The following is a 25,698-nucleotide window of genomic DNA, read 5'->3' as shown; positions in this document are numbered from 1 at the left end:
GGCTCAGGCCCTGTTCAACGCCACGGCAGCCTGGATGAGCGCCTTGAAGGCGTCGCCATCAAAGGTATCGCCCTGATGCAGATCGATCGCGCGGCGGACGTTGCCGTCGAGACTGGCATTGAAGAGGCCGGCAGGATCGGCGAGAGCAGCTCCCTTGGCGAAGGTCAGCTTCACGGCCTGCTTGTAAGTCTCGCCGGTGCAGATCATGCCGCCGCAATACCAGACCGGAACGCCTCGCCACTTCCAATCCTCGACCACCTCCGGCACCGCCTGCCGGATCAGGGCACGGACATGAGCGAGCATCGTGCCTCTCCAGTCGTCCAGCTCAGCGATTCTCGCATCGATCAACGCCGACGGCGTCTCATCCGGGGCCATTGCGGTTTTTGTCATGGCGCCGCCACTTCCTGTGATCGTTCCCAAGCTTTGGCCGAAACCTGCACTCCCTAGGGGCTGAACACCAGCACCAGGAACACGAAGAACACCGAGAGATGCACCGCGCCCTCCAGCATTGTCGTGCGCGTGCCGGTGAAGGTCAGCGTGCTCAGGAGCAGTGTCATCGCGAGGATGACCATGTTGGTGCCTGACAGCCCGAGCACGATCTCCTGTCCGGTGAGCAGGCCGATCGCCAGCACCGCCGGCACGGTCAGACCGAGCGTCGAGGCGGCTGCGCCCAAACAGAGATTGATCGCGCGCTGGAGCTGGTTGGCGCTGATCGCCCGCAGCGCCGCGATGCATTCCGGCGTGAACACGACCATTGCGATCAGGATGCCGCCGAGCGCGACCGGCGCGCCGAGCTTGATAATGCCGAAATCGAGTACGGCCGCGAGGCTCTTCGACAGGATGACGATGGGCAGGATGTTGGCGAGCAGCAGCGCGACATGGCTCGCGGTCGCACCGCCAGGGTCTTCATGGCCGTGATCGGCTTCCCCGGCTTCGTCGACGGGCAAGGCGGTGCGCGGCAGTGGAGCCTGCTCGCGGGTCGGCTCCTGGAAGAAGGAGCGGTGCCGCCCGGTCTGGAGCACCAAGAAGGCGCCGTAGAGCGCGAGCGTGAACAGCGAGAAGCTGACCGACTGCAGCGTCGTCAGCGTGCCATTGCTTGTCGAGGTCGTGAAGTTCGGCAGCACCAGCGGGATCACCGTCAGCGGGATGATCACCGCGAGATAGGAGGAGGCGCCCTTGAGATTGTAGCTCTGCGCGAAATGGCGACGGCCTCCGACGATCAGGCCGATGCCGACGACGCCGTTCAGCACGATCATCAGCACAGCGAACATGGTGTCGCGCCCCAGCGTCGGCGCGCCCTTGGCTCCGAGCATCACCGCCGAGATCAGCGCCACCTCGATGATCACGATCGAGAGCGTCAGGATCAGCGTGCCGAAGGGCTCGCCCAGCCGGCCCGCCAGGATCTCCGCCTCATGCACCACCCCGAACGCCGCCCAGATGATGATGCCGAGCAGCCAGAGGAAGATCAGCGCCGAGATCAGGCGCGCGCCAAGCTGGCCCAGAAGGCCGTCTCCGAATAAGAGGAATGCGGCAACGGTCGCCCAGGCGCAGGCGAGGCGCAGGATCATGGTGCTCAATGGTCCATCCCGAAATTAATCGGCTTGAAAAGGGCGTGCGAAAGCGGGCCGCCGAAGCAGCCTGTCGCAGCCTAACGCATTCGGATGAAGTTTTGTTCGCCAGACCGCCGGCGGATGCGTGAACCTCGAACTCAGGGCTTGCGATAGGCGTCCAGAACGGCGGCGCCGTCCGGCCCCGCCTTCTGGCGCCAATCGTCGACCACGCCCTTGCCGGCCTCCGCGAGCGCCTTGGCGATGGCCGGCGGCACATCCGTCAGGATCGTAACCTTGTTGGCGCGCATGCGGGCGTAATTCTCGTCGAGCCGCGTACGGATCGCGATCCATTGCCGCTGCTCCGTTGCTGCGGCGGCATCGTCCACGATCTTGCGGAGATCGGCCGGCAGCGCCTCATAGGCCGCGAGGTTGACCGTTGCGAGCGAGATCGGCAGCGCGTAGTTCACCTCGGCGAAGTTCGGCAGGAAGTCCCAGAGATTGCGTCCGGCCCCACCATCGCCCGAAGACAGAACGGCAGTGACGCTGCCATCCTTCACCTTCGGCATGGCATCCGCGAAGGAGAGATTGCTCGGCTTGGCGCCGGCCACGTTCATCACCGTGGTCGACGTCGCATCATAGGTGCGGATCGAAAGGCCCGCGAGCGCGGTCGGCGCGCTCAGCGCCTCCTTCGACCAGATGCCCGAGGCCGGCCAGGGCGTGGTGTAGAGGATCTTCTGGCCGAAGCCGGCGAGCTTCCTGTCATAGGCCGGGCGAGCCAGATCGGTGAGCTTGCGCGCATCCGCGATCGAGGTCGCCAGGAACGGCAGCGAAGACAGTCCGAACAGCGGATCGACCGCGCCGAGCGCGCCTGCGAAGGCATCCCCCGCCGCCACCTCGCCCTTCTGCACCGCGGCGATCATCGCCGCCGACTTGATGCCGCGCGAAGCGTCGAAGCTCGGCTTGATCGTCAGCCGCCCGCCGGACTTCTCGTTCACCAGCTGGGCAAAGGTCGCAACGCCTTCGCCGGGAATTGCGGTCGCCGGATATTCCGTCGGCATCTCCCAGACCGTCTGCGCGCCCGCGGGCACGGTGATCGCCAAGGAGACGGCCGAAAGCACGAAGCCCGCGATGAACGAACGCATGGTCATAACCCTCGTAGCGGCGGGCAGGCGACGACCGGCCCCTCTTCGACGGAGCCGTTCCATGCAAGATCGGGGCGAGCGGCCCGTTCGATCGAGCGTGCCTCAGTCGAGCGTGATCTTGGCGGCGAGCGGGCTCACCGTCTCTTCGGTCACGGAGGTCGGCGCCTTGTCGCTGACGAGGTACTGCGCGCGCGCCAACGCGGCGAAGCGCCCGCCCTTGGCGACGAGTTCCTCGAAGGAGCCCATCTCGATGACGCGGCCCTGCTCGAACACCAGGATGCGGTCGGCATTGCGGATCGTGGCGAGGCGGTGGGCGATGACGAAGGTCGTACGCCCCTTCATCACCTCCTCCAGCGCCTTCTGCAGCTTGACCTCTGTCGCGGCATCGAGCGCCGAGGTCGCCTCGTCGAGGATCAGGATCGGCGGGTTCTTCAGCAGGGCGCGCGCGATCGAGAGGCGCTGGCGCTCGCCGCCGGACAGCGTGCGGCCGCGCTCGCCGACCAGCGTGTCGAGCCCGTCCGGCTGGCGTGCCATCACCTCGGTCGCCTGCGCCCGGTCGAGCGCCTGCATCATCTCCTCGTCGGTCGCGTCGGGCTTGCCGACGGTCAGGTTCTCGCGGATCGAACGTGCGAACAGCATCGGCTCCTGGAACACGACGCCGATATTCCGGCGCAGCGACAGGAGCGAGATCTCGCGGATGTCCTTCCCATCGACAGTGATCGAGCCCGATTGCGGATCGAAGGCGCGGTGCAGCAGGCCGAGCGTGGTGGATTTGCCCGAGCCGGTGGAGCCGACGATGGCGATCGTCTCGCCCGGAGCGACCGCAAACGAGACGTCCTGCACCGCGGCGCGCTTGCCGTCATAGGAGAACGAGACATCCTTGAAGGCGACCGCGCCGGAAAGCCGCCCGGCATCGAGCGCGCTCGGCAGGTCGCGCACGGCCGGGAGCGTGTCGATCACCTCGAAGAACTCGCGCATCTTCGGCGCCTGCATGAAGATGAAGTTCACGAAGGCGACGATTTGCTCGAGGCGCCCGACCAGCATGGTGGCGAAGCCCATGAAGGTGACGATCTCACCGACGGTGGTCAGCCCCTGCATCAGGAGCCAGGCGCCGACGACGAAGATCGCGAGCACGGTCAGGGTCGCCGAGGCGCGGGTCGCGACCGTCGCGATCGCCCACCACGACAGGACCGGGAGCTGCGCATCGAGCAGGCTGGCGATGGTCGAGCGCAGGCCGCGAACCTCGGCCTCGATGCGGGTGAAGCTCTGGATCACCGGAACGTTGCCGAGCGCATCGGAGGCGCGCTCGGCGAGGTTCGAGTGATAGGATTCGACATTGCTCTGCAGCTTGTCGGTCTTGCGCAGCACATAGGCCGTCAATGTGCCGAACAGCACGACGAGGCTGATCAGCAGCAGGCCGAGCTGCCAGTTCTTCCAGAGCGTGAAGGGCAGGAGCACGAACAGCGCGACGAGGCTGGCGCAATGCTCGCGGAAGAAGGAGAGCCACAGCGCCCACATGCCGCTGGTGCCGTCGAGCATCACCTTGAGCACGCGGCCGGAATGGGTCTGGGTGTGATAGGCCAGCGGCAGCGTCAGCGCGTGCTCGAAATAGTTCGCCATCACCGCGAGCCGGCGCCGATGCGCCAGCCGGTCCGAATGCAGCGAAACGAAGACGGAGGCGCCGATGGTGAACAGCCCGAAGCCGACCCAGGCCAGGATCAGGGCGTTGATGTCGCTCCAGCTCAGCTTTTGCCCGGAGCCCTGCACGCTCGACAATTTGTCGATCAGCGCGCCGAACAGCATCGGCTCAGCGAAGGAGGCCGCCGCCAGCAGCACATTGGCCAGGGCCAGGATGAGACCCAGGCGCTTCTCGGGGCCGAGCTCGCCGAGGACGCGCATGTAGATGGAAAAGAGCGACATGGCCGCCAGCTTTAGCTGACATGGCGGCCCGGGCAAGCTCCCAAGCGCAAGGCTCTAAACCTTAACGCTTCCTTCAAGGGGCTCTCACTATCCTATCCCGGTTCTCGGCATGGCGACGGCGCCGGTCCGGGCGGCTGTCAGGGTGGTGTCATGGATCTCGCAACGGGCGTAGGACTCGCCGCCGGCGTCGGCGTGCTCGTCGGCCTGATCATGCTCGATGGTGGCAATTTCAAAGCCTATTACGACATTCACGCGGTCATCGTGATTTTCGGCGGCGCGACCGCCGCGACGATGATCCGCTTTCCGTTCTCGGTGATCCTGCACGGCCTGCCCATGGGCATGCGCTTCGCCTTCACCATGAGCGCGAGCCATCCGCGCGAACTCATCGAGGAAATCACCCGCGTCGCGGACCTCGCCCGCAAGAGCGGCCCGGTTGCGCTCGAGACGGCCGAGGTCTCCGACACCTTCCTCGCCCAGGGCCTGCGCTACATCGCCGACGGCTACGACAAGGAATTCATCCGCGACACCATGGAGCGCGACCGCGACAACTTCCTGCAGCGGCTCGACGAAGGCTCGAAGGTCTATCGCTCGATCGGCGACTGCGCCCCGGCCTGGGGCATGATCGGCACGATTCTCGGTATGGTGACGATGTTCGCCAACATGTCCGACCCATCCAGGCTCGGACCGGCCATGGCGACCGCGCTGCTGGCCACGCTCTACGGCGCCATCGTCGCCAACATGATCGCCATGCCGATCGCCGACAAGCTACACGTCAAGCTCGAGGAGGAGGAGATCGCGCGCACGCTGATCATCGACGGCGTGCTGCAGATGCGCGACGCCAAGAGCCCGACGCTGGTGCGCGAGATGCTGCTGGCCTATCTGCCGCAGCATCATCGCGCCGATATGGCGGAAGCCTGAGGCCCATGGCGGCCGGGGTCTGAGCGATGGCGAAGAAGAAGCGCGGCGGCCATGGCGGCCACGGCTGGTTCGTCACCTTCGCGGATCTGATGGCGCTGCTGATGAGCTTCTTCGTCATGGTCGCCGCCTATTCGAGCCAGGACAAGGCCAAGCTCCAGATCGTCGCAGGCTCGATGCGCGAGGCCTTCGGCTCGCAGAAGGACGTGCGGCTCGCCGGCATCGTCGAGGCGGACGGCATACCGAGCGGCAAGCACATCAAGAACTCCCGCATCATGCCGCTGGATGACGCGACCGATACACCCGGCCCGATCAAGAAGGCGCCCCATGACGACGGCTTGAACCAGCCGCAGCAGGACCGCGGCTTCGCACTCGCAGCCGCCTCGCTGCGCCAGGCCCTGCGTGACATGCCGGAGATCGCCGAGGTGTCACGAAATGTCCTGGTCGAGGTCACCGAGACAGGCATCGACATCCAGCTCGTCGATCAGGAAGGCCGCGCGATGTTCGCGGAGGGCAGGAGCCAGCCGAACGAACGCATGCGCAAGCTGCTGGCTACGCTGGCGCCGACGCTCCGACGTATGCCCAACAAGATCGCGATCTCCGGGCACACCGCCACGCCACGGCCAGGCGCCGCGCCCGAGGGAGACCCCTGGGATCTCTCCGTCGGTCGTGCCGGCGCGGTCCGCGAGATCCTCGCGAATGCGGGGGTGCCGAGCGACCGCTTCGCCTCCGTCTCCGGCAAGGGCGACACCGAGCCGCTGGTCAAGGACAACCCGTATCTGCCCTATAACCGCCGCGTCGGCATCGTCCTGAAGGCCGACGCACCGCCGCTGCCGACGGGGCTGACCCCCTGAGACTCTCAGGCGTCAGGGCGCCAGAATGAGCGCCCAATAGACCTGGTATTTCGAACCCGGCGCATAGGCCGTGGCGATGCCCATCCGTGTCGCGCCCGGCGTCTTCATCACCCGGTCGTGCTGCGGCGAATCGCGCCAGCCCGAGAACGCCTCCGCGAGCCGCCGGTAGCCCGCCGAGAGATTGGCCTCGGCGCCAGCCTGCCCGCTGCGCGCCAGCCGCGCCTTGACCGCCTCGGCCTGTACCGGCTTGTCGGCTGCGGCCATCGCGCTCGCCTCCTGCTGCGCCGCCGCGACCAGGGCCGGGTCGAGCGTCAGCGTGTTCAGCCCGGCATTCATCCGGTAGGCCGAGATCATCGCCCGGGCCTCGTTCGCATCGACCTGCGCCGAGGGCGAGCCGAGATCACGATAGAAGGCCGGCTGGCTCTGGCGCGCCGGCTCGGTGCAGCCTGCTACGCCCAGGAGCGCGAGCGCGCCCGCGACGAGGACGGGACAGGTCATCGAGCGGGCTCTCGCCGCGCCGCATTCCAGGCTGAGCATCGCATCATTCCTTGCTGTCGTCCTTGGCCGGCTCCGGCGGCGCGGGAGCAGGTGCCGGCGGCTGGCCCGCCTCGGTCTCGTCGCCCCCGTCGGCAAGCTTTGGCGGCGCCCGGCGCCCGGCGCGTGCCGGCGCAGCCGATTTCACAGCCTTGGTCTCCGCGGTCGCAGATGCCTTGCTCTCGCGGGTGACGGCGGCGGCGATGCTGCCCAGGGATTGCTCGACGCCCTCGAGCCCCTTGACCAGGAGCTCCGGCGTCGCGACGGCAGGCTCCATCTCGGTCAGCCGCTTGTGGATCGCGAAATTCAGGTCGCTGGTGACACGGCCGACGATATCGACATCGGAGACGACGCAGACCAGCTCGAAATCCATCGTCGTGGTGCCGATCTTCTTGAACATCACCGCCGGCGGCGGTTTCTGCATCACGTCGCCATGGCCGCTGGCGACCTCGCTCAGCATGCCGCGGACATCGCCCGCATCGAGACTTCGCGGCACGGACAAGGCAATCAGGATGCGCCCGGTCCGGTCGTTGCGGACGCGGTTGCGCACCACGCCCGAGACGAGGTTCGAATTCGGCACGATCACCGAGGCACGGTCGAAGGTCGCGATCTCGGTCGAGCGCACATTGATCTTCTTGACGATGCCCTCGGCGTCGCCGACCACGACCTGGTCGCCGACGCGGATCGGACGCTCCCAGAGCAGGATCAGCCCCGAGACGAAGTTCGAAACCACCGATTGCAGGCCGAAACCGATACCGACGGAAAGCGCCGAGGCGACCAGCGTCAGCCGCTCCAGGCTCAGCCCCAATGCCGAGACCGCGAGCGCGACCGCGGCGACATAGCCGACATAGCCTGCCGCCGTGGTGATCGAGTTGCGCAGGCCGGTGTCGAGTTGCGTCGTCGGCAGGAACTTGGTCTCGAGCCAGCCCTGCATCGAGCGCGTAGCCCCGAGCCCTGCCGCGAACAGCAGGCCGGCGATGAAGATCGAGGACAGCGAGATCGTCACGCCGCCGACCTGGAAACCGAAGAAGGCAGCCCGCAGCGAGGTCAGGAAATCCGCCGATTCCAGCCCCCAGGGCGCCAGCACGAGCAGGAGCGCGATGACGATCAGGATGAGCTTCAGCGCGCCGGCCGCGATCACCGCGATCTTGTCGAGCGTCGCCGAGCGGATGCCGAGCCCGGCCTTCAGCGTCAACGCCAGCCGGCCCTTGCCGGTCAGGGCCTGGGGGATGCCGAGATCGACGAGTTGATAGGCCAGCACGAAGATGCAGGCGACGATGCCGACCCAGAGCACCTGCTCGGTCAGGAAGGAGGCGAAGATAACATAGCCGCTGAGCACGGCGAGCGACATGCCCAGCCCGACGATCCAGCCGAAGATGCGGATCGGCCCGAGGCTCGCGCCATCGACCGCGACATAGGGACCGAGACAGGCCTCCTCCTCGACCTCCTCGTCGTCGCGCAGGCGATAGAGGCCGGCCACCAGCGTCAGCGCGAAGATGATGACGAGGATGCTGCGCAGGATGATCGAGACCGCGAGACCCGCCGCGATCGCCGTGAGCCAGGCTTCCAGCACCTTGCTGATGGAGAGGACCAGCGCCAGCGAGGTCCCCATCCACACCACGATGCGCGCTGTCGAATCCATCACGCTGACCAGCCGCCGCTGCGGCTGGCTCGGCGCGAACAGCGCATCGAGCAGCGCCTGGACGAAGGCGACGATCGCCAGCCCGGCGACGATCGCCGCGATCACCGGCTGGATGCGCAACGGCAGCAGCCCCGCCGTATTGAGGGCGGCATAGATCAGCCAGCTCGCCAGCGCCGGCGGCGCCGCGCCAGCGACGACATGGGCGAGCGCGATGTAGAGGGAGTGCAGGCTGTCGCGATCCTGCGTGTTGCTGAAGCGCGCCTTGAAGCGCGGCAGGTAGCGGCTGCGTGCGAGATAGAGCAGCAGCGCCCCGATGAAGGCGAGCGCGACCAGCCCGCCGCGCGCGCCGGACATCGCCTCGGCCACGCCGGAGAGCCAGCCGCCGAAGATGTAGCCCGAGGCGCGCAGATCCTCCGGCACCGTCGCGATCGCGCTGCCCCACATGTCCGGGCTGAAGACGGTCGGCCCGGCGGCGAACAGCGCCTTGGCGAAGAGTTCGCGGCGGCGGTCGCCGATCGCTGCCTGGAGCTGCTCGGCTTGCAGGAAGGAGGCGCGGGCGATCTTCATCGTCTCGTCGGCGTCGGTGAAGGCCTTCTGCCGCGCCTCGCGCTCGCGCGTGACCTCGGCGCTTTCGGGCGGCGCCGCCGCGTCGGGCTTCGGGCCGAGCTGGTCGAGGCGCAGCTTCGCCTGTTCGACGCGTGGCGCCTGTTCCTCGATGAGCTGGCGGAGCTGTTCGAGCGAAGGCTGCAGCCGCACGCGTTGTCGCTGAAGCTCGGCTTCCGTCGCGGTCGGAGCAGCCAGCGTCGATTCGATCTGTGTCAGCTCGATACGGATGGCGTCGAGCCGGGCGCGGGCCGGCGCGGGTTCGGCCGCCGGCTGCTGCGCGAGGACCTGTGTCGCAGCAAGGAAGGCTGCAAGCAGCAGCGCCAAGGCGAGAGCGAGGCTCTGAAGGCGGTGCCTGATTGAGGGCGCTTGCCCCATGCGCGCAGCCATTCCGGTCCGGCCTCGCTCAGGATGGTGATTCGGTCGAGGCCCGACCGTCGCCACAGCTTCATCCCCAAGGCAAGCGGTCGCAGGACTGGCGTGAAGCGAACGATCAAAGGGCAAGGGCAGGACCTGTCTGCAGGGTTGGCGATGCGGGCTGGCGGCCCGCGCTGCCGGAACGGCATACGGGCCGGCCCTCATTCCCTCGCAAACGGGACAGCATCAAGGCATTGCAACGACAAAGCTGCCTGCCCGGGGCGCGGGACGTCAGTCCTTCGCTTTCGCCTTGTAGGAATTCTTCTCCTTGCCGTTCGTCTTGCGCTTCGGCGCATTCCGGTTGCGGTAGCTCGCATTGCCGAGCCCGGTGCCGATCGTCAGCACCGCCCAGTTCTCGACATCCTGCATCGCCGGCATTTCGCTCAGTCCCTGGATCACGGCGTCGTTGTGCATCGTCACCTGCGTCTCGTGATCGCCGATCTCCGGGACGAGTTCGCGGATACTCTCGACGAGGTTGAAGCGGCTGCTCTCCCAATTGCCCGGCAGGTTCTGCGCGCCGCGATCGATCGCCCCGTCCGGCTCGATCAGCCCGGGACAGCCAACGCCGATGAAGGGCGCGACGCGCAACCCGTCCTTCCTGGCCTGCTTGATCTGCGCCTTCAGCATCTCGCCGAGCCGCGCGATCGCCTCGTCCCGGCTCGGCGCGTCATCGGCATGCCGCCACAGTTCGGAGGACCAGACCCGCGCCTTGCTGAGATCAGGCGCCTTGTCCTGGCGCAGCTCGACGATGCCGGCGCGGATGTTCGAGCCGCCGATATCGACGGCGACGAGGCTGTCATAGGCCTCGAAGATCCATTTCGGCGCGAGATGGGCACTGCCGACCAGCCCGGCCTCGTCGGGATGATGGCTCACCGGAACGAGGTCGATCTTGTGCCCGTCGGTGCTCAGGATGATGCCGGCGCGCCCGATCGCGAGTTCGCCGACACGGCTCTCGCGAAAGCCGCCGCCAACGACGATGCGCTCCACCGGCGCCCAGCTCTTGAGCCGCACGAAGCGCCGGATCACGAAGGCGAGCGACTGCGCGAAACGCTCGATCGCGCTGAGCACGAGCGCCGCTTCATGCGGGTCGCCCTCCTTCAGAAGCGCGTCCAGCTCCTTCTTGCTGACGTCGACGGTCTCGCCCTTCAGTGGATCGCCGCCCTGCTCGCGCAGATGCTGACGCAGCGCGTCGAGATGCTCGACGAAGGCGGCCCGGCTCGCCTTGTCGCCGACGAAGCCGTCCTCGTCGCGGATTTCGAGATTGTAGCTGGTGACGCTGACGGAAGGCAGCTCCCCCGAGCCATGGAGCCCCTGCGGACGCGCCTTGCTGTTGCGTGCCGTTGCTGCCGTGGCCATGCCCATTCCGTCCTCCCCCGAACTGCGTTGACCGGGGGCAACCCCCGGATGCCCCGCGAGGTTCCCGCGACGACCCGGCTCAGCCCGTCGGCGATGGCGCCGCGGCAGCGCCTGGCGCATGGCGCGCCTGCGCCCGTCGCGGCGGTTTCGGCAGCCTCGCCGGTTGACCCGCCCGCCGGATCACCGCTCCATGGGCCAAGTTGCGAGTATATCTGCAAAGGACGCCGTGAACCGGCGCAGGAAGGAGCCGGCGATCCGCGCTCCGGGGGAATGACATCATGGATTTCATTGTTCGGGCGGTGTTGATCGGCGTCGGCGCGACCGTGCTGCTCGATCTCTGGGCGCAGTTCCTCAAGCGCGCCTTCGGCCTGCCGGCGCCGAACTGGGCGATGGTCGGGCGCTGGTTCGCGCACCTCCCGCGCGGCCGCTTCATCCATGAAGACATCACCAAGGCCGAACCCGTCGCCAACGAACTCGCCATCGGCTGGATCGCGCATTATCTCGTCGGTATCCTGTTCGCCGGCATCGTCCTGGCGATCTGGGGCGTCTCCTGGGCGCACAACCCGACCTTCCTGCCGGCGCTGATCGTCGGACTCGCCACGGTCGGCTGCGGCTGGTTCATCCTGCAGCCCGGCATGGGCGCCGGCATCGCCGCCTCCAAGCGGCCCAACGCCAACAGCTTGCGCCTGATGAACATCATCGGCCACACCGTCTTCGCGATCGGCCTCTACGGCACCGCTTTGCTCACCCGCTGAACTCCAGCTCTTCACGAATCCTGTCGAGACAAATCCCATGGCCAGTACGCTCTTCACCAATGCCCGCATCGTCGACGGCACCGCACCCGAAGCCGGCGCGCCCGTCAGCGTCCTCGTCGAGGGCGGCACGATCCGCGAGGTCGGGAAGTCCGTCGCATCCGCCAAGGCCAAGGTGATCGATCTCAAGGGCAAGACCCTGATGCCGGGCTTGATTGATGCGCATGTCCACGTCGTCGCCGGCGTCGCCGACCTCGGCAGGAACGCACAGCTGCCGGATTCCCTCGTCACCGCCCGCTCCTTCGTCATCATGCGCGAGATGCTGATGCGCGGCTTCACCACGGTGCGCGATGTCGGCGGCGCCGATTTCGGCCTGAAGCAGGCGACGGAGGAGGGCCATTTCCCGACGCCGCGCCTCGTCATCTCCGGCAAAGCGCTGAGCCAGACCGGCGGCCATGCCGATTTCCGCGGCCGCTATGACGATGCGACCACGCCGATCATCCGCCACCGGCTCGGCGCGCTCGGCCGCGTCTGCGATGGCCTCGATCAGGTCCGCCGCGCTGCGCGCGAGGAGATCAAGGGCGGCGCCGACTTCATCAAGATCATGGCCAATGGCGGCTGCGCCTCGCCGACCGACCCGATCCATTTCCTCGGCTTCTCCGTCAGCGAGCTGGAGGCGATCGTCGAGGAAGCGCGGATGGCCGGCACCTATGTCTCCGCCCATGTCTACACCGACGAGGCGATCCGCCGCTGCGTCGAGGCCGGCGTCCATTCGCTCGAGCACTGCAACCTGATCGAGGCCGAGACCGCCAAGCTCGCGGCCTCGAAGGGCGCGGTCGCGGTGCCGACCCTCGTCACCTATGACAAGCTCGTCTCGGATGGCCCCAAGCTCGGCTTCCCGCCGGACTCCGTCGCCAAGGTCGATGTCGTGCGCTCGGCCGGCATGAACTCGCTCGCCGTCATGAGACAAGCCGGGCTCGCCATGGCCTATGGCAGCGACCTGCTCGGCGACATGCACAAGTACCAATCGGAGGAGTTCGTGATCCGCGGCCGCGCCCTGCCCGCCCATGAGGTCATCGGCTCCGCCACCCATGTCGCGGCCAAGCTGCTGAAGCTGGAAGGCAAGATCGGCACGGTCGCAGCCGGCGCCCATGCCGACCTCATCGTCGTCGATGGCGACCCGCTCAAGGACCTCTCGCTCTTGACCCGCCAGGGCAAGCACATGCCGCTGATCATGAAGGGCGGCGCCTTCATGAAGCGCGCCAGCCTGGGTTGAGGCAGAAGGCCTTCGACCGCACTGCACGCGGGAACCGCATCGTCATTCCGGGCTCAGGCCTACGGCCTGCCCGGGAATGACCAAAAAGGCTCACGCCGTGATGTCGAGCACCCGCGTCTCATAGGCGTAGAGTTGGCGGAAGCCGAGGCTGCGATAGAGCCCGATCGCGACCTCGTTCGTCTGGTCGACCTGGAGATAGGCGCTGTCGCACTCCATCGCCCGCGCCCAGCCCATCAGCCCGACGATGAGCCGCCGGCCGAAGCCATGGCCGCGATGGGCGGGATCGACCACGACGCTGCCGATCTCGGCCATGCCGCGCTCGGCCACGCTCATGCCGAAGGCGACCGGCTCGCCCGCAACCAGCCAGGTCGCGAAGGCCGCCGGCAGGCGCACCGCGTCGACGATAGCCGCAAGCTTGTCCGGATCGGCCTTGATCCCGGTCTGGCGGGACGCGACGCCTGCAATCCACTCCTGGCTCGGGCGCGCCTCGATCTGGAGATCGGGCTCGACCTCCGGCACGATATCGGCCAGCGGCCTAATCAGTCCGAACGAGGCGTCCTTGACCCTGTAGCCGCGCGCCAGGACCATTTCACGCGTCGAAGCGGCGACGAGCGGCGTCAGCCGGATGCAGGGTGGTAGCCCGTCAGCCCGATAAAGTTCCTCGACCAGCGCCAGCGTTGCCTCGTCCAGCGCAGCGTCCTGCCTCAGCGGCGAGGCCGAGTTCGCGCGGCCGGAATAGCCGCTGGCGAAGCGCACAACCCAGTCGCCGATCAGCAGAGTCGCCGGCGACGGCCAGGCATTGACGATGCGCCGCTCGCAATCGAGCACCAGGTCGAGACCATCCTGCTCGACGGCATCCTGGCCTAGCCCCTTCTGTAACTCCGCCATCAAGCTGATCCCCCAGGTTTGCGCGGCGTCGGCCGCCAGTTCGGCGGCGCCATTTCAAAGGCCTCGAAGACGAAGCCCGGCGCCACCGTGCAGCCGACCAGCGTCCAGGCGCCGAGCGAGGTCGCGCTTTGCCACCAGCCCGCCGGCACGACGAATTGCGGCCGCTGCCCCGCGGCCAGATCAGTCCCGAGATGATGCGCCGAGGCGTCGTGGCCATTGGGAGAGACGCTGATCACCAGCGGCGCCCCGGCATAATGGTGCCAGATCTCGGCCGCATCGACACGGTGCCACTCCGAGGTCTCGCCGGTGTCCAGCAGATAGTAGATCGCCGTCGAGACGCTGCGGCCGTCAGTTTCCCGCGGATCGCGGAACGTCTCGCGGTAATGCCCGCCTTCGGGATGGGGCTTCAGTTCGAGCAGCCGGATCACCTCGGCAGCGGTCAGGCCGTTCAGCGACTGCGTCATGGCGCCCTCAGAACCTGTTCTTGGCTTCGCGCAGCGCAGCGAAGACATCGCCCGCCAGCGCCCCGACGAGCCCGACGGCAGCCGCCAGTGCGCCCTCTCCGGCTCGGAAGAACGGATTGGTCGCCGCCTCATCCGCCACCGTGGTCAGGGCCCAGAAGCGTCCCTCGGCCTTGGCCGCCTCCGCTTCGGCCAGCCGCGCGACCAGTGCCGCATTGGCCGGATCGACCGAGACGGCGAAGCGCGCATCGGAGAGGGTGTAGTCATGGCCGCCGAGCAGGCGGGTGTCCCCGGGCAGCGCCATCAGCCGCGACAGCGAGGTCCACATCGCCGCCATCTGGCCGGGCTGCACACGCCCGCAGCCCATCACGAAGACCACATCGCCGACGAGAGCGAGCTTCGCCCCGCGCGAGACGAAGCTGAGATGTCCGTCGGAATGCCCCGGCGTATGCCAGATCTCGAAGCTCTCGCCTCCGAGCGAAACCCTATCGCCCTCGCCGACGATGCGATCGAGCGGCGCCGAGGCCACCGCATCGGCCGGGCCGCAGACCTTGGCCCCGGTCGCCCGCTTTACCTCGGCCACGCCTTGCGTGTGGTCGTGATGGGCATGGGTGACGAAGATGTCGGTAATCGCCCAGCCCTTCGCTTTCGCGGCAGCCAGGACCTGCCCGGCATCGGGCACGTCGACGGCCGCGCAGGCCCCGGTCACGGGGTCATGGAGCAGGGCGCCCGCATTGTCGCTGAGCGTGCGGAAGACATGGAGATCGAGCGGCATGGGAAGCTCCGGAACGCGGCTGTTCCCTCGCGCATAGCGAAAGGCGCCGGCCAAGGCCAGTCTGGCGGGGGCGGCTCCGCCCTATCCGGCCCTTGCGCGTATCGGCGCAGCACCACATCTTGCGGCTCCATGTCCCTCGACGTCGCCGATCTGCGAGCCTTCTATGCCAGCCCGCTCGGCCATGTGGCGCGGCGCTTCATCGGCACGGCGATGCTGCGCTTCTGGCCTGATTGCGCGCGCCAACGGGTGCTCGGCCTCGGCTTCTCGACCCCCTATCTCTCGGTTCTCGGCGTCAATGCCGAGCGGGTGATCGCCTTCATGCCGGCAGCGCAAGGCGTCGTGAACTGGCCGTCCGACGGGCTGTCGGCCTCCGCGCTCGTCGAGCCGACGCTGCTGCCGCTGCCGACCGCCTCGATCGACCGCGTCGTGCTCGTCCACGCGCTGGAGGAGACCGAAAGCCCCGACGACCTGATCGAGGAGGTCGGGCGCGTGCTCTCGCCCGGCGGCCGGATGATTCTGGTGGTGCCGAACCGGCGCGGGCTCTGGGCTCGGATGGACGGAACGCCCTTCGGCCAAGGTCGCCCGTTCAGCCGCACGCAGCTCGAGGCGCTGATGCGCGCCGGCGAGTTCGCCCCGGAGAACTGGACCGAGGCGCTCTATGTGCCGCCGTTGCGTCGCCGCCTGCTGATGCGCTCGGCTGCCGCATGGGAACGCGCCGGGGCCGGGCTCGCGCTGCCCTTTGCCGGCGTGCATGTGATCGATGCGACCAAGCAGGTCTATCGCCGCATTCCGTTGCGCGCGACGCGCCGCAGCTTCGCCTTCCGGCCGATCCTGCTGCCGCAGCCAACCCCGTCCCCGCGCACCGACGCCTCGCCTCCGGGTTGACAAAAAAGCCGGGGCGCGACCAAGGTCCGCCGCTTTTCGCAAGCCCGGTTCCATAGACGCTCTCGCGCGCAGGGACCAGCCCGGCGCGGAACCTGAACTGGATCACGATGCGTAGCTATCTGGATTTCGAGAAACCGGTCGCCGAACTGGAGGCGAAGGCGGATGAATTGCGGGCCCTGGACGCCAAGGGCGACGGCTACGCGCTGTCCGACGAGATCGACAGGCTCGAGGCCAAGGCCGGCCAGGCGCTGAAGGAACTCTATGCCGCGCTGACGCCCTGGCAGAAGACCCTGGTCGCGCGCCACCCACAGCGTCCGCATTTCAAGGACTACTGCGCCGCGCTGATCGAGGAGTTCACCCCGCTGGCGGGCGACCGCACCTTCGGCGAGGACGAGGCTGTCGTCGGCGGCTTCGGCCGCTTCCGCGGCGAGCCGATCTGCATCATCGGACAGGAGAAGGGCGATTCGACCGAGACCCGCATCCGGCACAATTTCGGCATGGCCAAGCCCGAGGGCTACCGCAAGGCGGTCCGGCTGATCGAACTGGCCGACCGTTTCGGCCTGCCGGTGCTGAGCTTCGTCGATACCGCCGGCGCCTATCCGGGCATCGAGGCCGAGGAGCGCGGCCAGGCCGAGGCCATCGCCCGCTCGACCGAGGCCTGGCTCGGCCTGCGCACGCCCAGCGTCGCCCTGGTGATCGGCGAGGGCGGCTCGGGCGGCGCCATCGCGATCGCAGCCGCGAGCCGTGTCATGATGATGGAGCATGCGATCTATTCGGTGATTTCGCCGGAAGGCGCGGCCTCGATCCTCTGGCGCGACACCGGCCGGGCGCAGGATGCCGCCACCGGCATGAAGATCACCGCGCAGGACCTGCTGAAGTTCGGCATCATCGACCGGATCGTGAACGAGCCCACCGGCGGCGCGCATCGTGACCGTCAGACTGCGATCGGACGCGCCGGCGATGCGATTTCGGCGTCGCTGTCGGAGCTGGCAGGGTTGTCGAAGGATGAGATCGTGGATCGGCGAGCCGAGAAGTTCCTGGCGATCGGGCGCAGCCTGTGAAGGTAGGCGCGAAGGCGCCTGCCGGCGTGGCGAAGGTGCGAGAATTTAACCCGCCCTTGACCATGTGGCCATAAGCGCGGCGCCTGTGGTAAGGAAGCTTCAAGGCTAACGCTTCCAGAATATGACGGCGGGCACAATTTGGCCGCCTTGCGAAGTCACAGGTCGCGCTCCTCCGGCCGACCCATCGATGGGATTGACGACGTGGCAATCAAGCAACTCGCGCTCCTGGCTTTTGTTGCATTGTCCCTGGGCGCCTGCGAGGAGGACCGTTATCGCGGCTCCGCCCGCCACAACATCCCGATCCCCTCGGCAACCTACGCCCTGATGTCGAGCAAGGGCATGACCAAGGATCAGCCGATCCTGATCCGCTCCTACAAGAAGGAGTCGGAGCTCGAGATCTGGAAGCGCAAGGCCGACGGCCAGTATGCCCTGCTCAAGACTTATCCGATGTGCCGCTGGTCCGGCCAGCTCGGCCCGAAGGTCCGCGAGGGCGACCGCATGGCCCCCGAGGGCTTCTACGCCATCACCCCGGCGCAGATGAATCCCAACTCGTCCTATTACGTTTCGTTCAACATGGGCTACCCTAACGCCTATGACCGCTCCCATGGCCGCACCGGCGCGCATCTGATGGTGCATGGCGCCTGCTCCTCGGCCGGCTGCTACTCGATGACCGACGACCAGATGGGCGAGATCTACGCACTCGTCCGCGAGGCCCATAGCGGCGGCCAGCGTGCCGTCCAGATGCAGGCACTGCCCTTCCGGATGACGCCGGAGAACCTCGCCAAGCACCGGCTCGATTCGAACATCGCCTTCTGGAAGAACCTGAAGGAAGGCACCGACTATTTCGACGTCACCGGGGCCGAGCCGCAGGTCAGCGTCGCGGGCGGCCGCTATGTCATCAACGGCGGCAGCGGCGGATCGGCGATCCCCGCCGTGCAGCAGAAGCGCCAGCAGGACGAGGCGCAGGTCGCCGCGCTGGTTGCCAAGGGCACGCCCGCCGTCAAGCTGGTCTATGACGACGGCGACCAGCACTCTTCCTTCAAGAGCATCCTCGTCGCCAGCGGCTCCGAGTCGCTGAACCGCTCGGTTTCGTGGGCCTCGCGCGACGTCGGCGTCAGCCGGTCGGAAGCCCTGACCACCGGCCCGCGCGTCGCCGTCCTCGACGACAGCGGCAAGATCAAGGCGACGGTGCGGGCCAGTTCGGCCGACAACGACGCCGTGCTCGCCGCCGTCTCCTCCGCCGCTGCGGAGCCGGCCGCAAAGCCGGAGCCGGCCAAGGCACAGGCCGCGCCGAAGCCGGCAATGGCCCCGGCCGCGACCCGGGTCGCCAAGGTCCTGCCCGGCAACGCCGCGCCGCTCTCAGCCTCTGCCGCCGCTTCAACGGGCTTCGCCACGGCGTCCGAGGAAAGCGTGCCGTTCTATCGCCGCGCCCTCAGCTTCGTGCCGCTGATCGGCGGGTCCGCTGCGCCGGAGCCCCAGGCCTCCGCGCCGGTCGCCTCGGTCGTCCCCTCGGCGCCGACCAATGTGCGTGCGCCCCTGCCCCCGCGCCGCGCGGAGAAGCTGCGCACGACGCAGCTAGACCAGCCCACCGCCTCCGCGAGCCAGCCGGTCACCCGCTAGGATCGTCTGAGAGACGGCGCGCGACGTGATGGAAATACAACATCGCATCGCTTTGTCGGCTTAGACCATTTCTGAGGCGCAAAGGCTCCGCTCCGCGGGGTCTTTTGCTTAAAGACTGAGCATGCTGCCAAAAAGCTCGCCTTGCCGAGAATCGAAAACACCCGCCTAGATTGTGGCGGAAACGCGCCGAAATGCGCGGCTTGATTGGCATGGAGCAACTAATGGCTTTCGATTTCGTCCGCTCTTCGGTCACTGGCATCGCCCTGTCGCTCGCTGCCTTTGCCGGCTCCGCGCAGGCTGCCGATCTTCCCAGCCGCAAAGACGCTCCGGTCGCCCCGATCCCGCCCAGCATCACCTGGATCGACGTCGCCGTCAGCATCAAGGGCATGACGGACTACAATTTCCGCGGCATCTCGCAGACCGACCGCAAGCCCGCCATCCAGGGCGGCGCTGAGCTGCAGATCTACGACAACCTGTTCTATCTCGGCGTCTACGCCTCGAACGTCGATCTCGCGACCCGTCCGGATGCCGAGATCGACTTCTACGGCGGTATCCGTCCGAAGTTCGGCAACCTCACCGTCGATCTCGGCATCTGGCAGTACTACTACCCGGGCGAGCGCGCCTTCATCGACACGACCGGCGTGTTCTGGACGCCGAAGAATACCGACTACACGGAAGTCTACGGCAAGCTCTCCTACACCTTCAACGAAAGCCTGACGGTCGGCGCCAACGTCTTCTACGCGTGGGACTGGCTCGGCACCGGCGCGCAGGGCACCTACGGTTCGATCACCGCGAAATACGCCCTGCCCTTCCTCGAAGGCCTGTCGGTCTCCGGCGAACTCGGCCGCTACTGGCTCGGCACCACCAACCTGGCAATCTGGTCGACCAATCCGCCGACCAACCTGCCCGACTACACCTACTGGAACGCCGGCGTCTCCTACACCTGGAAGAACATCACCGCGGATGTTCGCTACCACGACACCGACCTCTCCAAGGCCGATTGTTTCCTCCTGACGGCCGATCCGCGCGGCGTCAACGCAGGCACGGGCCGATCGAAGTGGTGCGGCGCGACCGTCGTCGGCACGCTGTCCTTCGACATCACGGCGAGCAGCCTCGGCATCTTCGCCCCGGCCAAGTAAGCCGCGTACAAGCAGGCTGCGTACAAGTAACACGCACTCGGCCACGCCGAAGTAGAACTCAGAAGGCCGCTCGCAAGAGCGGCCTTTTTGCTGTCTGGACCGGCGCTCCCTGGCTTATTTCTCCAGCGAAGCCGCGATCCGGCGCATCATCTCGCCGATCGAATCGCATTCGGCGTCGCTCAGCACCGTCATCATCGCTTCCAGCCGGGCGACATGGATGGCCATGGCCTTCTCGGTGAGCGCGTCGCCTTCCGGCGTCAGCCAGAGCCGGCGGAGGCGACGGTCGGTCTCGTCGCTGCGCCGCTCGATCAGCCCGCGACGCTCGAGTTCAGGCAGGAGCATGCTCATGGCGCTGCGTCCGACCAGAAGCTTCTCGGCGAGCGCCTGTTGGGTCAACCCCGGCACATGCGCGATGTTGGCGAGCACGTCGTAATGCGCGAGCTGGATTCCCAACGGGGCCAAAGCCTCGCCGAAAACCTTCTTCCAGAGCTGATGGACGCGCGCCACCGCGATCCAATTGCGAAAGCGCGGCAAGTCCCAGGGCAGCATGCGGGCCTTCCCTTCCGGCAGCGAAGTCTCTTGCTTTCTGTTCATGAATGAACATACTCGTTCAAGGCTGAACAAATCAGGATTGGCGCCATGGCCACCTCGCTCCTCCGCCTGCTCAGACCGGTCGTCCGCGTCTCCGGCCTGATCGCACCGGGCCTGACCGGCCGACTCGCCTTCAGGGCCTTCTGCACGCCGCCCCGCCGCAAGCAGGGAACCAATCGCGCGCCCGCGGTCAAGTCCGTCGCGTCCCGTCTGGACCGGGCGACCCGGATCTCGGTGCCGTATCCCTGCGGCTCCGTCGCGGCCCATCTCTTCGAGTCGATGGCCGATGGCAGGGGCGAACCTGCCCCAAGCGTGATCCTGCTGCATGGCTGGACCGGCGAGGCGGCCTTCATGAGCGCCTTCGTCGCGCCCCTGCAGCGGGCCGGCTTCCGCGTCATCGCCTTCGATCTGCCCGCCCATGGCCAATCGACCGGGGTCGAGCTCAACCTGCCGATCGGGGTCGCGAGCCTGGCCGCGGTTGCGCGCGCCTTTGCGCCCGTTCATGCGATCGTCGCCCACTCCTTCGGCGGCTCGATCGCGCTCGCGGGGCTCGCCGGTACGGTCCCGGCGCAGCCGCGCGTGACTGCGGAGCGGCTGGCGCTGATCTCGCCGCCTTCGTCGATGGCGGAGGTCACGCGCTGGTTCGGCACGACGATCGGACTCGGCCGGAGCGGGCAGAGAGCGCTGGAGGCGCGCATCCACAACGTCGCCGGCGTGCCCGTCACCGCCTTCGAGGGGGCCGATCAGCTCGCACGCTTCGGCAAACCGACCCTGCTGCTTCACTGCCGCGACGACCGGGAAGTGCCCTTCGCCCATGCCGAGGAACTCGCAGGTGCCGGCCCCTTCGTGCGGCTCGAAGCCCTGCAGGGTCTCGGCCATCGCCGCATCCTGCAATCACGCCAGGTCGCAGCGGCCGTCGCGGATTTCGTCGCCGGACGGGCGGATCGAAGATCGGCTCAGATCCAGCCCATCAGCTCGCGCCTGACGACCGCCTCGATCGTGTCGATGCCCTCGGACGAAGCGTTGAGGCAGGGCAGATAGGCGAACTGCTCGCCGCCATTATGCAGGAAGATCTCGCGGTTCTCGACATCGAGTTCCTCGAGCGTCTCCAGGCAATCGGCCGAGAAGCCCGGCGCGACGATCGCCATCGATTTGGTGCCGGACTGGGCCAGCGCCTTCACCGTCTCGTCGGTATAGGGCTGCAGCCATTCATCGGGCCCGAAGCGCGACTGGAAGGTCATCTTGAAGCGCTCGGGGCTGAAGCCGAGCTCCTCGCGCAGCAGCCGCCAGGTCTTGGCGCATTGACAGTAATAGGGATCGCCCTTGAGCAGATACTCCTTCGGCATGCCATGGAAGGAGCACAGGACTACCTCCGGCTCGAAATCGAGCTTCGCCAGCGACGCCCGCATCGAAGCCGCCAGCGCCTTGATATGCGCAGGATCGTCGTAATAGGGCGGCGCGACCCGAACCGCCGGCTGCCAGCGCATCTCCATCAGGGCGCGGAAGGCCTGATCGCAAGCCGTGGCGGAGGTCGGAGCCGCATATTGCGGATAGAGCGGCACCATCAGGATGCGGTCGCAGCCCTGCTCGAGCAGCGCCTTCAGCCGGCTCTTCACATCGGGGAAACCGTAGCGCATCGCCCAGTCGAAGACGACGCGCTCGCCCAGTTCGGGAGAGAGCCGCGCCTCGAGTTGCTCGGTCTGCGAGCGCGTGATCGTCTTCAGCGGGCCCTCGTCACGCTCGGTGTTCCAGATCGAGGCATAGTCCTTGCCCTTGCGGCCCGGACGCGTCGTCAGGATGATCAGGTTGAGGATCGGCCACCATTTCCAGCGCGGCTCCTCGATGACGCGCCGGTCAGAGAGGAACTCCTTCAGATAGGCCCGCATCGGCCAATAGCTGGTGCCCTCGGGCGTACCGAGATTCATCAAGAGGACGCCGATGCGCCCCATCCGGATCACTGGGTGATCGGCAGGCTTCGCCAACTCGGGTTGCGGAACGGCCGGCTTGGCCTCGAAGGGCATATCTGGAGCTTTCATGGAGCTGTGATTTAGACGAGTTCCGGGCTCCGTCCAATGCCGGCGCGGCGGGTGCGACACTGGCGTTCCGTCTTGCGCAGCGGCCGGAACCGGCAGAGCATCGACCGGCCAGCACGACACCCGATGCAAAGGGAGGGATGCCATGCCGCCGCCCACAGCCAAGGGTCCCGCTTTCGAGATCAAGAGCCGGATCATCCACGCGAATTCGGTGGTCGTGCCGAAGGGGCGCTATGCCATCAAGCCGCCGAAGGGCCTGACCGCCAGCGACCTGCGCCTGCCGAAATTCGTTCGGCGCGAGGATATGATGAAGCTGCTGAGCGGCTCGCAGAAGAATAATCCAGGGAAACTCGCCTCGGTCCATGGCCTGGTCACTTCGGAGCTCGCAGTGGTCTTTCCCGATATCGACAAGCAATGGCAGCGCAGCGCCGATGTCCAGAACCGCGTGTCATGGCGCTTCCTGGGCGGAGACGTCGTTCTGGAGGTGACGATCACGGTCCATGTGCTCGAAGATGATCGCCCCCTCGAGAAGGACCGCCTGAGCCAGAAGCTGTTCACCGTCATCTGGGAACACGAACTTCTCCATGTCCTCGACGACATCGAGATCATCAGAGACTGGTTACCCGCCCAGGTGCGCGAGGACGAGTGGACTCGCAAATACGTGGTCGAGGCGCGGGAAATGCCCGATCCGACCTTCGACCACTACATCCGGAAAGGTCATCTCACCGCCTGGTTCAGGGATGGGCCCTGGCTCACCGAGCGCAATCGTCGCGCCGGTATCCGCGATTCGGCCGCGAACTACGCCCATCTCAGCGACGAGATCAACGGCATCCGCGCCGAGATGACCAATCGCTAGGACGCGGCTGCGAGCCGCTTGATTGGAACGCATCGACACTGCGATATTGCAGCGAAGGCTCATCGCCGCCAGCCCTTCGAGGAAAGCACCCATGACCAAGCTGACCCGCCGCAACGCCCTGGGTGTCATCGCCGCGCCGGCCGCGCTCGCCGCGACCGCGCCGGCCGCCGTCGCCCAGACGCCGGCGCCCGCGTTCACGCTTCTGCTGGTCAACGACATCTACAAGATGAGCGACGACAAGGGCCGCGGCGGCTTCGCGCGCGCCGCCGGCATCGCCAGGGCCGAACGAGCCAAGGGCGTGCCGGTGCTGTTCTGCCATGCCGGCGACTGCTTCTCGCCCTCGCTGATGTCGGGCTTCGACCAGGGCGCCCATATCGTCGCGATGCAGAACAAGATGGGCCTCGACGTCTTCGTCCCCGGCAACCACGAATTCGACTTCGGCAAGGAGAACTACCTCAAGCTGACCGCCGCCCAGACCTATCCGACCTTTGCGGCCAATCTGCGCGACGCCGCCGGCCAGCCCCTGCCCGGCCACAAGGACAGCCAGATCTTCGAACTCGGCGGCTTCAAGGTCGGCGTCATCGGCACGGCCTATGACCCGACGCCGCAGATCTCCAATCCCGGCGACCTGAAATTTTCCTCGACCATGGAGGCGCTGCGCCGCGAGGCCCGCGCGCTGAAGAGCCAGGGCGCCGACATCCTCGTCGCCGTCGTCCATGCCGACCGCGCCATGGACAACGAAATCGTGCGCTCGCGCGTCGTCGACATCCTGCTCACTGGTCACGACCACGATCTCGCCATCGCCTATGACGGCAAGGTCGTGATGGTCGAGTCGAACGAGGAGGGCAATTACGTCACGGCGATCGACATCGCCGTCAGCGTGCGCGGCGAGGGCGCCGCACGGCAGGTCTCCTGGACGCCGACCTTCCGCGTCAACGATTCGCGCGCCGCCACGCCCGACCCCGAGGTCGCGGCGCTGGTGAAGGGGTATGAGGGCGAGCTGTCGAAGGAACTCGACATCGACGTCGCGGTGCTCGCCGCTCCGCTCGACTCGCGCACCGGCGTCATCCGCACGCAGGAAGCGGCGATCGGCAACCTGATCGCCGATGCGATCCGCTCCGCCACCGGCGCGCAGCTCGCCATCACCAATGCCGGCGGCATCCGCGCCAACAAGCAGTACCCGATCGGTCACAAGCTGACCCGCCGCGACGTGCTGAGCGAACTGCCCTTCGGCAACGCCACCGTGATGGTCGAGATCACCGGCAAGGACGTGAAGGACGCGCTCGAGAACGGCCTGCGCGACGCGCCCCAGGGCGCCGGGCGCTTCCCGGTCGTCTCGGGCCTGAAGTTCGAGGCCGATTTGAAGCAGCCACAGGGCTCGCGCGTCACCGCCGTGACGGTCGACGGCAAGCCCATCGACCCGGCCGCCAAATACACCGTCGCCTCGAACAACTTCATGCTGGAGGGCGGCGACGGCTATACTGCGCTGGCCCGCGGCAAGACCCTGATCGGCCTCACCGACGGCAAGCTGATGGCCAATGAGGTCATGGTCTATCTGCGCAGGCTGGGCACGATCGACGCCAAGGTCGAGGGCCGGGCCGTCCTGAAGTGAGCAGTCGGAAGGCGCTCGCCGCCTTTCTCGCGGGCGATCAGCCAGGTGGCTGGCGAAACCTCTCGGTCTTCACACCCAATGCGCAGGCCGAACGCGCCTGCGCCGCCGTCGATGCCGAACGCGAGGCCGGCCATGTCGTCGCGCCCGCGCCCGAGCGCATCTTCGCGGCACTGGCGCTGACGCCGCTGGACACGGTCCGCGTCGTCATCCTTGGCCAGGACCCCTATCCGACGCCGGGCCACGCCAACGGCCTCGCCTTCTCCTATGTCGGCCCGCCGCCGCTGCCGCGCTCGCTGGTAAACATCCATCGCGAACGCGGCGACGATCTCGGCCTCACCGCGCCCGCCGACGGCGACCTGACGCCTTGGGCGAAGCAGGGCGTGCTCTTGCTCAACACCGCGCTCACCGTGCGCGAGGGCGCCTCGAAAGCGGGCTCGCATCTGCTGCTGGGCTGGGGCGCCGTGACCGACGCGATCATCGCCGCGGTCTCGCGCGAGCGGCCGCATGTCGTCTTCCTGCTCTGGGGCAATCCGGCGCAGGCCAAGCGGCCGCTGATCGACGAGACCCGCCATCTGGTGCTCGCCAGCGCCCATCCCTCGCCGCTCTCGGCGCGGCGCGGCTTCTTCGGCTCAAAACCGTTCTCGAAGGCGAATGCGTGGCTAGAGGCGAAGGGGCAGCAGGCGATCGATTGGTAAAGGGCGCGGGGAACCCCTCTCCTGTAAGGAGAGGGGCAGGGGTGAGGTGTGGGTCCTTAGACCAGTTCGTATTGCCCTTACGGCAGCGGCGGGCAGGTCTCGGCTACGGTGTCCAACGGCC

The 25,698-nt window shown here is 67.3% G+C and carries 24 protein-coding genes; 12 read left to right on the top strand and 12 right to left on the bottom strand.

Going from position 1 to position 25,698, the window contains the following annotated elements; all coding sequences use genetic code 11:
- Positions 1 to 3: 3 nt before the first annotated feature.
- The 4 genes from AC1RMY_RS21785 to AC1RMY_RS21770 form a co-directional block, all read right to left on the bottom strand.
- Positions 4 to 390, bottom strand: coding sequence for a DUF1801 domain-containing protein (locus AC1RMY_RS21785; protein ID WP_492868081.1), 387 nt, complete (start codon positions 388 to 390; stop codon positions 4 to 6).
- A gap of 53 nt (positions 391 to 443) precedes the next feature.
- The gene (locus AC1RMY_RS21780) at positions 444 to 1,568 is read right to left on the bottom strand and encodes a calcium:cation antiporter (protein ID WP_492868207.1); all 1,125 of its coding nucleotides are present in this window, start codon (positions 1,566 to 1,568) and stop codon (positions 444 to 446) included.
- Positions 1,569 to 1,708: 140 nt separating this feature from the next.
- Complete coding sequence (locus AC1RMY_RS21775) at positions 1,709 to 2,692, bottom strand: TRAP transporter substrate-binding protein (protein WP_492868079.1); 984 nt, start codon at positions 2,690 to 2,692, stop codon at positions 1,709 to 1,711.
- A 102-nt stretch (positions 2,693 to 2,794) separates the two neighbouring features.
- Positions 2,795 to 4,612, bottom strand: coding sequence for a glucan ABC transporter ATP-binding protein/ permease (locus AC1RMY_RS21770; protein WP_492868077.1), 1,818 nt, complete (start codon positions 4,610 to 4,612; stop codon positions 2,795 to 2,797).
- A 150-nt stretch (positions 4,613 to 4,762) separates the two neighbouring features.
- On the opposite strand from AC1RMY_RS21770, the gene AC1RMY_RS21765 reads away from it, so the two are divergent.
- Together AC1RMY_RS21765 and AC1RMY_RS21760 are read left to right on the top strand one after the other, a co-directional pair.
- Positions 4,763 to 5,530: a motility protein A gene (locus AC1RMY_RS21765; protein WP_492868076.1), complete on the top strand. Its 768-nt coding sequence runs from the start codon at positions 4,763 to 4,765 to the stop codon at positions 5,528 to 5,530.
- 26 nt (positions 5,531 to 5,556) lie between these two features.
- On the top strand, positions 5,557 to 6,381 hold the full coding sequence (locus tag AC1RMY_RS21760) for an OmpA/MotB family protein (protein WP_492868074.1): 825 nt from the start codon (positions 5,557 to 5,559) through the stop codon (positions 6,379 to 6,381).
- Positions 6,382 to 6,393: 12 nt separating this feature from the next.
- Here AC1RMY_RS21760 and AC1RMY_RS21755 read toward each other — a convergent pair whose 3' ends face one another.
- The 3 genes from AC1RMY_RS21755 to AC1RMY_RS21745 all read right to left on the bottom strand — a co-directional run bounded on the left by AC1RMY_RS21755 (position 6,394) and on the right by AC1RMY_RS21745 (position 10,933).
- Positions 6,394 to 6,879, bottom strand: a complete 486-nt coding sequence (locus AC1RMY_RS21755; protein WP_492868072.1) for a CAP domain-containing protein — start codon at positions 6,877 to 6,879, stop codon at positions 6,394 to 6,396.
- A 43-nt stretch (positions 6,880 to 6,922) separates the two neighbouring features.
- Positions 6,923 to 9,538, bottom strand: a complete 2,616-nt coding sequence (locus tag AC1RMY_RS21750) for a DUF3772 domain-containing protein (protein ID WP_492868071.1) — start codon at positions 9,536 to 9,538, stop codon at positions 6,923 to 6,925.
- A 270-nt stretch (positions 9,539 to 9,808) separates the two neighbouring features.
- On the bottom strand, positions 9,809 to 10,933 hold the full coding sequence (locus AC1RMY_RS21745; RefSeq protein ID WP_492868070.1) for an ROK family protein: 1,125 nt from the start codon (positions 10,931 to 10,933) through the stop codon (positions 9,809 to 9,811).
- Positions 10,934 to 11,208: 275 nt separating this feature from the next.
- On the opposite strand from AC1RMY_RS21745, the gene AC1RMY_RS21740 reads away from it, so the two are divergent.
- The gene (locus tag AC1RMY_RS21740) at positions 11,209 to 11,688 is read left to right on the top strand and encodes a DUF2938 domain-containing protein (protein ID WP_492868205.1); all 480 of its coding nucleotides are present in this window, start codon (positions 11,209 to 11,211) and stop codon (positions 11,686 to 11,688) included.
- A 37-nt stretch (positions 11,689 to 11,725) separates the two neighbouring features.
- Complete coding sequence (locus AC1RMY_RS21735; RefSeq protein ID WP_492868068.1) at positions 11,726 to 12,961, top strand: metal-dependent hydrolase family protein; 1,236 nt, start codon at positions 11,726 to 11,728, stop codon at positions 12,959 to 12,961.
- Positions 12,962 to 13,051: 90 nt separating this feature from the next.
- Here AC1RMY_RS21735 and AC1RMY_RS21730 read toward each other — a convergent pair whose 3' ends face one another.
- The 3 genes from AC1RMY_RS21730 to gloB are packed head-to-tail and all read right to left on the bottom strand — an operon-like array spanning position 13,052 to position 15,085.
- Complete coding sequence (locus AC1RMY_RS21730) at positions 13,052 to 13,849, bottom strand: GNAT family N-acetyltransferase (RefSeq protein ID WP_492868066.1); 798 nt, start codon at positions 13,847 to 13,849, stop codon at positions 13,052 to 13,054.
- A complete protein-coding gene (locus AC1RMY_RS21725; RefSeq protein ID WP_492868064.1) occupies positions 13,849 to 14,313 on the bottom strand; it encodes a cupin domain-containing protein in 465 nt (154 codons plus the stop codon). Before AC1RMY_RS21725 ends, AC1RMY_RS21730 begins: the two co-directional genes overlap by 1 nt.
- Positions 14,314 to 14,320: 7 nt before the next feature.
- Entirely contained in the window at positions 14,321 to 15,085 is a 765-nt protein-coding gene (gloB, locus tag AC1RMY_RS21720) for a hydroxyacylglutathione hydrolase (RefSeq protein ID WP_492868062.1), read from the bottom strand.
- Between the two features lie 129 nt (positions 15,086 to 15,214).
- Between gloB and AC1RMY_RS21715 the strand changes: the two genes are divergently transcribed.
- The 4 genes from AC1RMY_RS21715 to AC1RMY_RS21700 all read left to right on the top strand — a co-directional run bounded on the left by AC1RMY_RS21715 (position 15,215) and on the right by AC1RMY_RS21700 (position 19,790).
- Positions 15,215 to 15,970, top strand: a complete 756-nt coding sequence (locus tag AC1RMY_RS21715; RefSeq protein WP_492868061.1) for a class I SAM-dependent methyltransferase — start codon at positions 15,215 to 15,217, stop codon at positions 15,968 to 15,970.
- 107 nt (positions 15,971 to 16,077) lie between these two features.
- The gene (locus AC1RMY_RS21710; RefSeq protein WP_492868059.1) at positions 16,078 to 17,031 is read left to right on the top strand and encodes an acetyl-CoA carboxylase carboxyltransferase subunit alpha; all 954 of its coding nucleotides are present in this window, start codon (positions 16,078 to 16,080) and stop codon (positions 17,029 to 17,031) included.
- 201 nt (positions 17,032 to 17,232) lie between these two features.
- On the top strand, positions 17,233 to 18,651 hold the full coding sequence (locus tag AC1RMY_RS21705) for a L,D-transpeptidase family protein (RefSeq protein WP_492868058.1): 1,419 nt from the start codon (positions 17,233 to 17,235) through the stop codon (positions 18,649 to 18,651).
- Positions 18,652 to 18,872: 221 nt separating this feature from the next.
- Positions 18,873 to 19,790: a TorF family putative porin gene (locus AC1RMY_RS21700; RefSeq protein WP_492868056.1), complete on the top strand. Its 918-nt coding sequence runs from the start codon at positions 18,873 to 18,875 to the stop codon at positions 19,788 to 19,790.
- Between the two features lie 114 nt (positions 19,791 to 19,904).
- On the opposite strand, the gene AC1RMY_RS21695 is transcribed toward AC1RMY_RS21700, so the two are convergent.
- Positions 19,905 to 20,384 carry a MarR family winged helix-turn-helix transcriptional regulator gene (locus AC1RMY_RS21695; RefSeq protein WP_492868055.1) on the bottom strand — a complete coding sequence of 160 codons (480 nt, stop codon included), beginning with the start codon at positions 20,382 to 20,384 and terminating at the stop codon, positions 19,905 to 19,907.
- Positions 20,385 to 20,429: 45 nt separating this feature from the next.
- Between AC1RMY_RS21695 and AC1RMY_RS21690 the strand changes: the two genes are divergently transcribed.
- Positions 20,430 to 21,422, top strand: a complete 993-nt coding sequence (locus tag AC1RMY_RS21690; protein ID WP_492868054.1) for an alpha/beta fold hydrolase — start codon at positions 20,430 to 20,432, stop codon at positions 21,420 to 21,422.
- On the opposite strand, the gene hemH is transcribed toward AC1RMY_RS21690, so the two are convergent.
- The gene (hemH, locus tag AC1RMY_RS21685) at positions 21,338 to 22,402 is read right to left on the bottom strand and encodes a ferrochelatase (RefSeq protein ID WP_492868203.1); all 1,065 of its coding nucleotides are present in this window, start codon (positions 22,400 to 22,402) and stop codon (positions 21,338 to 21,340) included. The genes AC1RMY_RS21690 and hemH overlap by 85 nt on opposite strands.
- Positions 22,403 to 22,559: 157 nt before the next feature.
- Between hemH and AC1RMY_RS21680 the strand changes: the two genes are divergently transcribed.
- The 3 genes from AC1RMY_RS21680 to ung all read left to right on the top strand — a co-directional run bounded on the left by AC1RMY_RS21680 (position 22,560) and on the right by ung (position 25,577).
- A complete protein-coding gene (locus AC1RMY_RS21680; RefSeq protein WP_492868052.1) occupies positions 22,560 to 23,270 on the top strand; it encodes a hypothetical protein in 711 nt (236 codons plus the stop codon).
- Between the two features lie 91 nt (positions 23,271 to 23,361).
- Positions 23,362 to 24,882: a bifunctional metallophosphatase/5'-nucleotidase gene (locus AC1RMY_RS21675; protein ID WP_492868051.1), complete on the top strand. Its 1,521-nt coding sequence runs from the start codon at positions 23,362 to 23,364 to the stop codon at positions 24,880 to 24,882.
- Positions 24,879 to 25,577, top strand: a complete 699-nt coding sequence (ung, locus tag AC1RMY_RS21670) for a uracil-DNA glycosylase (RefSeq protein ID WP_492868050.1) — start codon at positions 24,879 to 24,881, stop codon at positions 25,575 to 25,577. The genes AC1RMY_RS21675 and ung overlap by 4 nt, the downstream gene beginning before the upstream one ends.
- The last annotated feature ends 121 nt before the right edge of the window (positions 25,578 to 25,698 follow it).

This window comes from Allobosea sp. GW822-FHT03F07 (assembly GCF_058801345.1).
The sequence above is the reverse complement of the archived record's forward strand: the minus strand, read 5'-3'. Positions and strand labels throughout refer to the sequence as shown.

What these genes read in the sequence shown, in the direction of transcription:
- AC1RMY_RS21785 (WP_492868081.1), bottom strand. Translation starts at nt 390, where the DNA reads ATGACAAAAACCGCAATGGCCCCGGATGAGACGCCGTCGGCGTTGATC.
- AC1RMY_RS21780 (WP_492868207.1), bottom strand. Translation starts at nt 1,568, where the DNA reads ATGATCCTGCGCCTCGCCTGCGCCTGGGCGACCGTTGCCGCATTCCTC.
- AC1RMY_RS21775 (WP_492868079.1), bottom strand. Translation starts at nt 2,692, where the DNA reads ATGCGTTCGTTCATCGCGGGCTTCGTGCTTTCGGCCGTCTCCTTGGCG.
- AC1RMY_RS21770 (WP_492868077.1), bottom strand. Translation starts at nt 4,612, where the DNA reads ATGTCGCTCTTTTCCATCTACATGCGCGTCCTCGGCGAGCTCGGCCCC.
- AC1RMY_RS21765 (WP_492868076.1), top strand. Translation starts at nt 4,763, where the DNA reads ATGGATCTCGCAACGGGCGTAGGACTCGCCGCCGGCGTCGGCGTGCTC.
- AC1RMY_RS21760 (WP_492868074.1), top strand. Translation starts at nt 5,557, where the DNA reads ATGGCGAAGAAGAAGCGCGGCGGCCATGGCGGCCACGGCTGGTTCGTC.
- AC1RMY_RS21755 (WP_492868072.1), bottom strand. Translation starts at nt 6,879, where the DNA reads ATGACCTGTCCCGTCCTCGTCGCGGGCGCGCTCGCGCTCCTGGGCGTA.
- AC1RMY_RS21750 (WP_492868071.1), bottom strand. Translation starts at nt 9,538, where the DNA reads ATGGGGCAAGCGCCCTCAATCAGGCACCGCCTTCAGAGCCTCGCTCTC.
- AC1RMY_RS21745 (WP_492868070.1), bottom strand. Translation starts at nt 10,933, where the DNA reads ATGGCCACGGCAGCAACGGCACGCAACAGCAAGGCGCGTCCGCAGGGG.
- AC1RMY_RS21735 (WP_492868068.1), top strand. Translation starts at nt 11,726, where the DNA reads ATGGCCAGTACGCTCTTCACCAATGCCCGCATCGTCGACGGCACCGCA.
- AC1RMY_RS21730 (WP_492868066.1), bottom strand. Translation starts at nt 13,849, where the DNA reads ATGGCGGAGTTACAGAAGGGGCTAGGCCAGGATGCCGTCGAGCAGGAT.
- AC1RMY_RS21725 (WP_492868064.1), bottom strand. Translation starts at nt 14,313, where the DNA reads ATGACGCAGTCGCTGAACGGCCTGACCGCTGCCGAGGTGATCCGGCTG.
- gloB (WP_492868062.1), bottom strand. Translation starts at nt 15,085, where the DNA reads ATGCCGCTCGATCTCCATGTCTTCCGCACGCTCAGCGACAATGCGGGC.
- AC1RMY_RS21715 (WP_492868061.1), top strand. Translation starts at nt 15,215, where the DNA reads ATGTCCCTCGACGTCGCCGATCTGCGAGCCTTCTATGCCAGCCCGCTC.
- AC1RMY_RS21710 (WP_492868059.1), top strand. Translation starts at nt 16,078, where the DNA reads ATGCGTAGCTATCTGGATTTCGAGAAACCGGTCGCCGAACTGGAGGCG.
- AC1RMY_RS21700 (WP_492868056.1), top strand. Translation starts at nt 18,873, where the DNA reads ATGGCTTTCGATTTCGTCCGCTCTTCGGTCACTGGCATCGCCCTGTCG.
- AC1RMY_RS21695 (WP_492868055.1), bottom strand. Translation starts at nt 20,384, where the DNA reads ATGAACAGAAAGCAAGAGACTTCGCTGCCGGAAGGGAAGGCCCGCATG.
- AC1RMY_RS21690 (WP_492868054.1), top strand. Translation starts at nt 20,430, where the DNA reads ATGGCCACCTCGCTCCTCCGCCTGCTCAGACCGGTCGTCCGCGTCTCC.
- hemH (WP_492868203.1), bottom strand. Translation starts at nt 22,402, where the DNA reads ATGCCCTTCGAGGCCAAGCCGGCCGTTCCGCAACCCGAGTTGGCGAAG.
- AC1RMY_RS21680 (WP_492868052.1), top strand. Translation starts at nt 22,560, where the DNA reads ATGCCGCCGCCCACAGCCAAGGGTCCCGCTTTCGAGATCAAGAGCCGG.
- AC1RMY_RS21675 (WP_492868051.1), top strand. Translation starts at nt 23,362, where the DNA reads ATGACCAAGCTGACCCGCCGCAACGCCCTGGGTGTCATCGCCGCGCCG.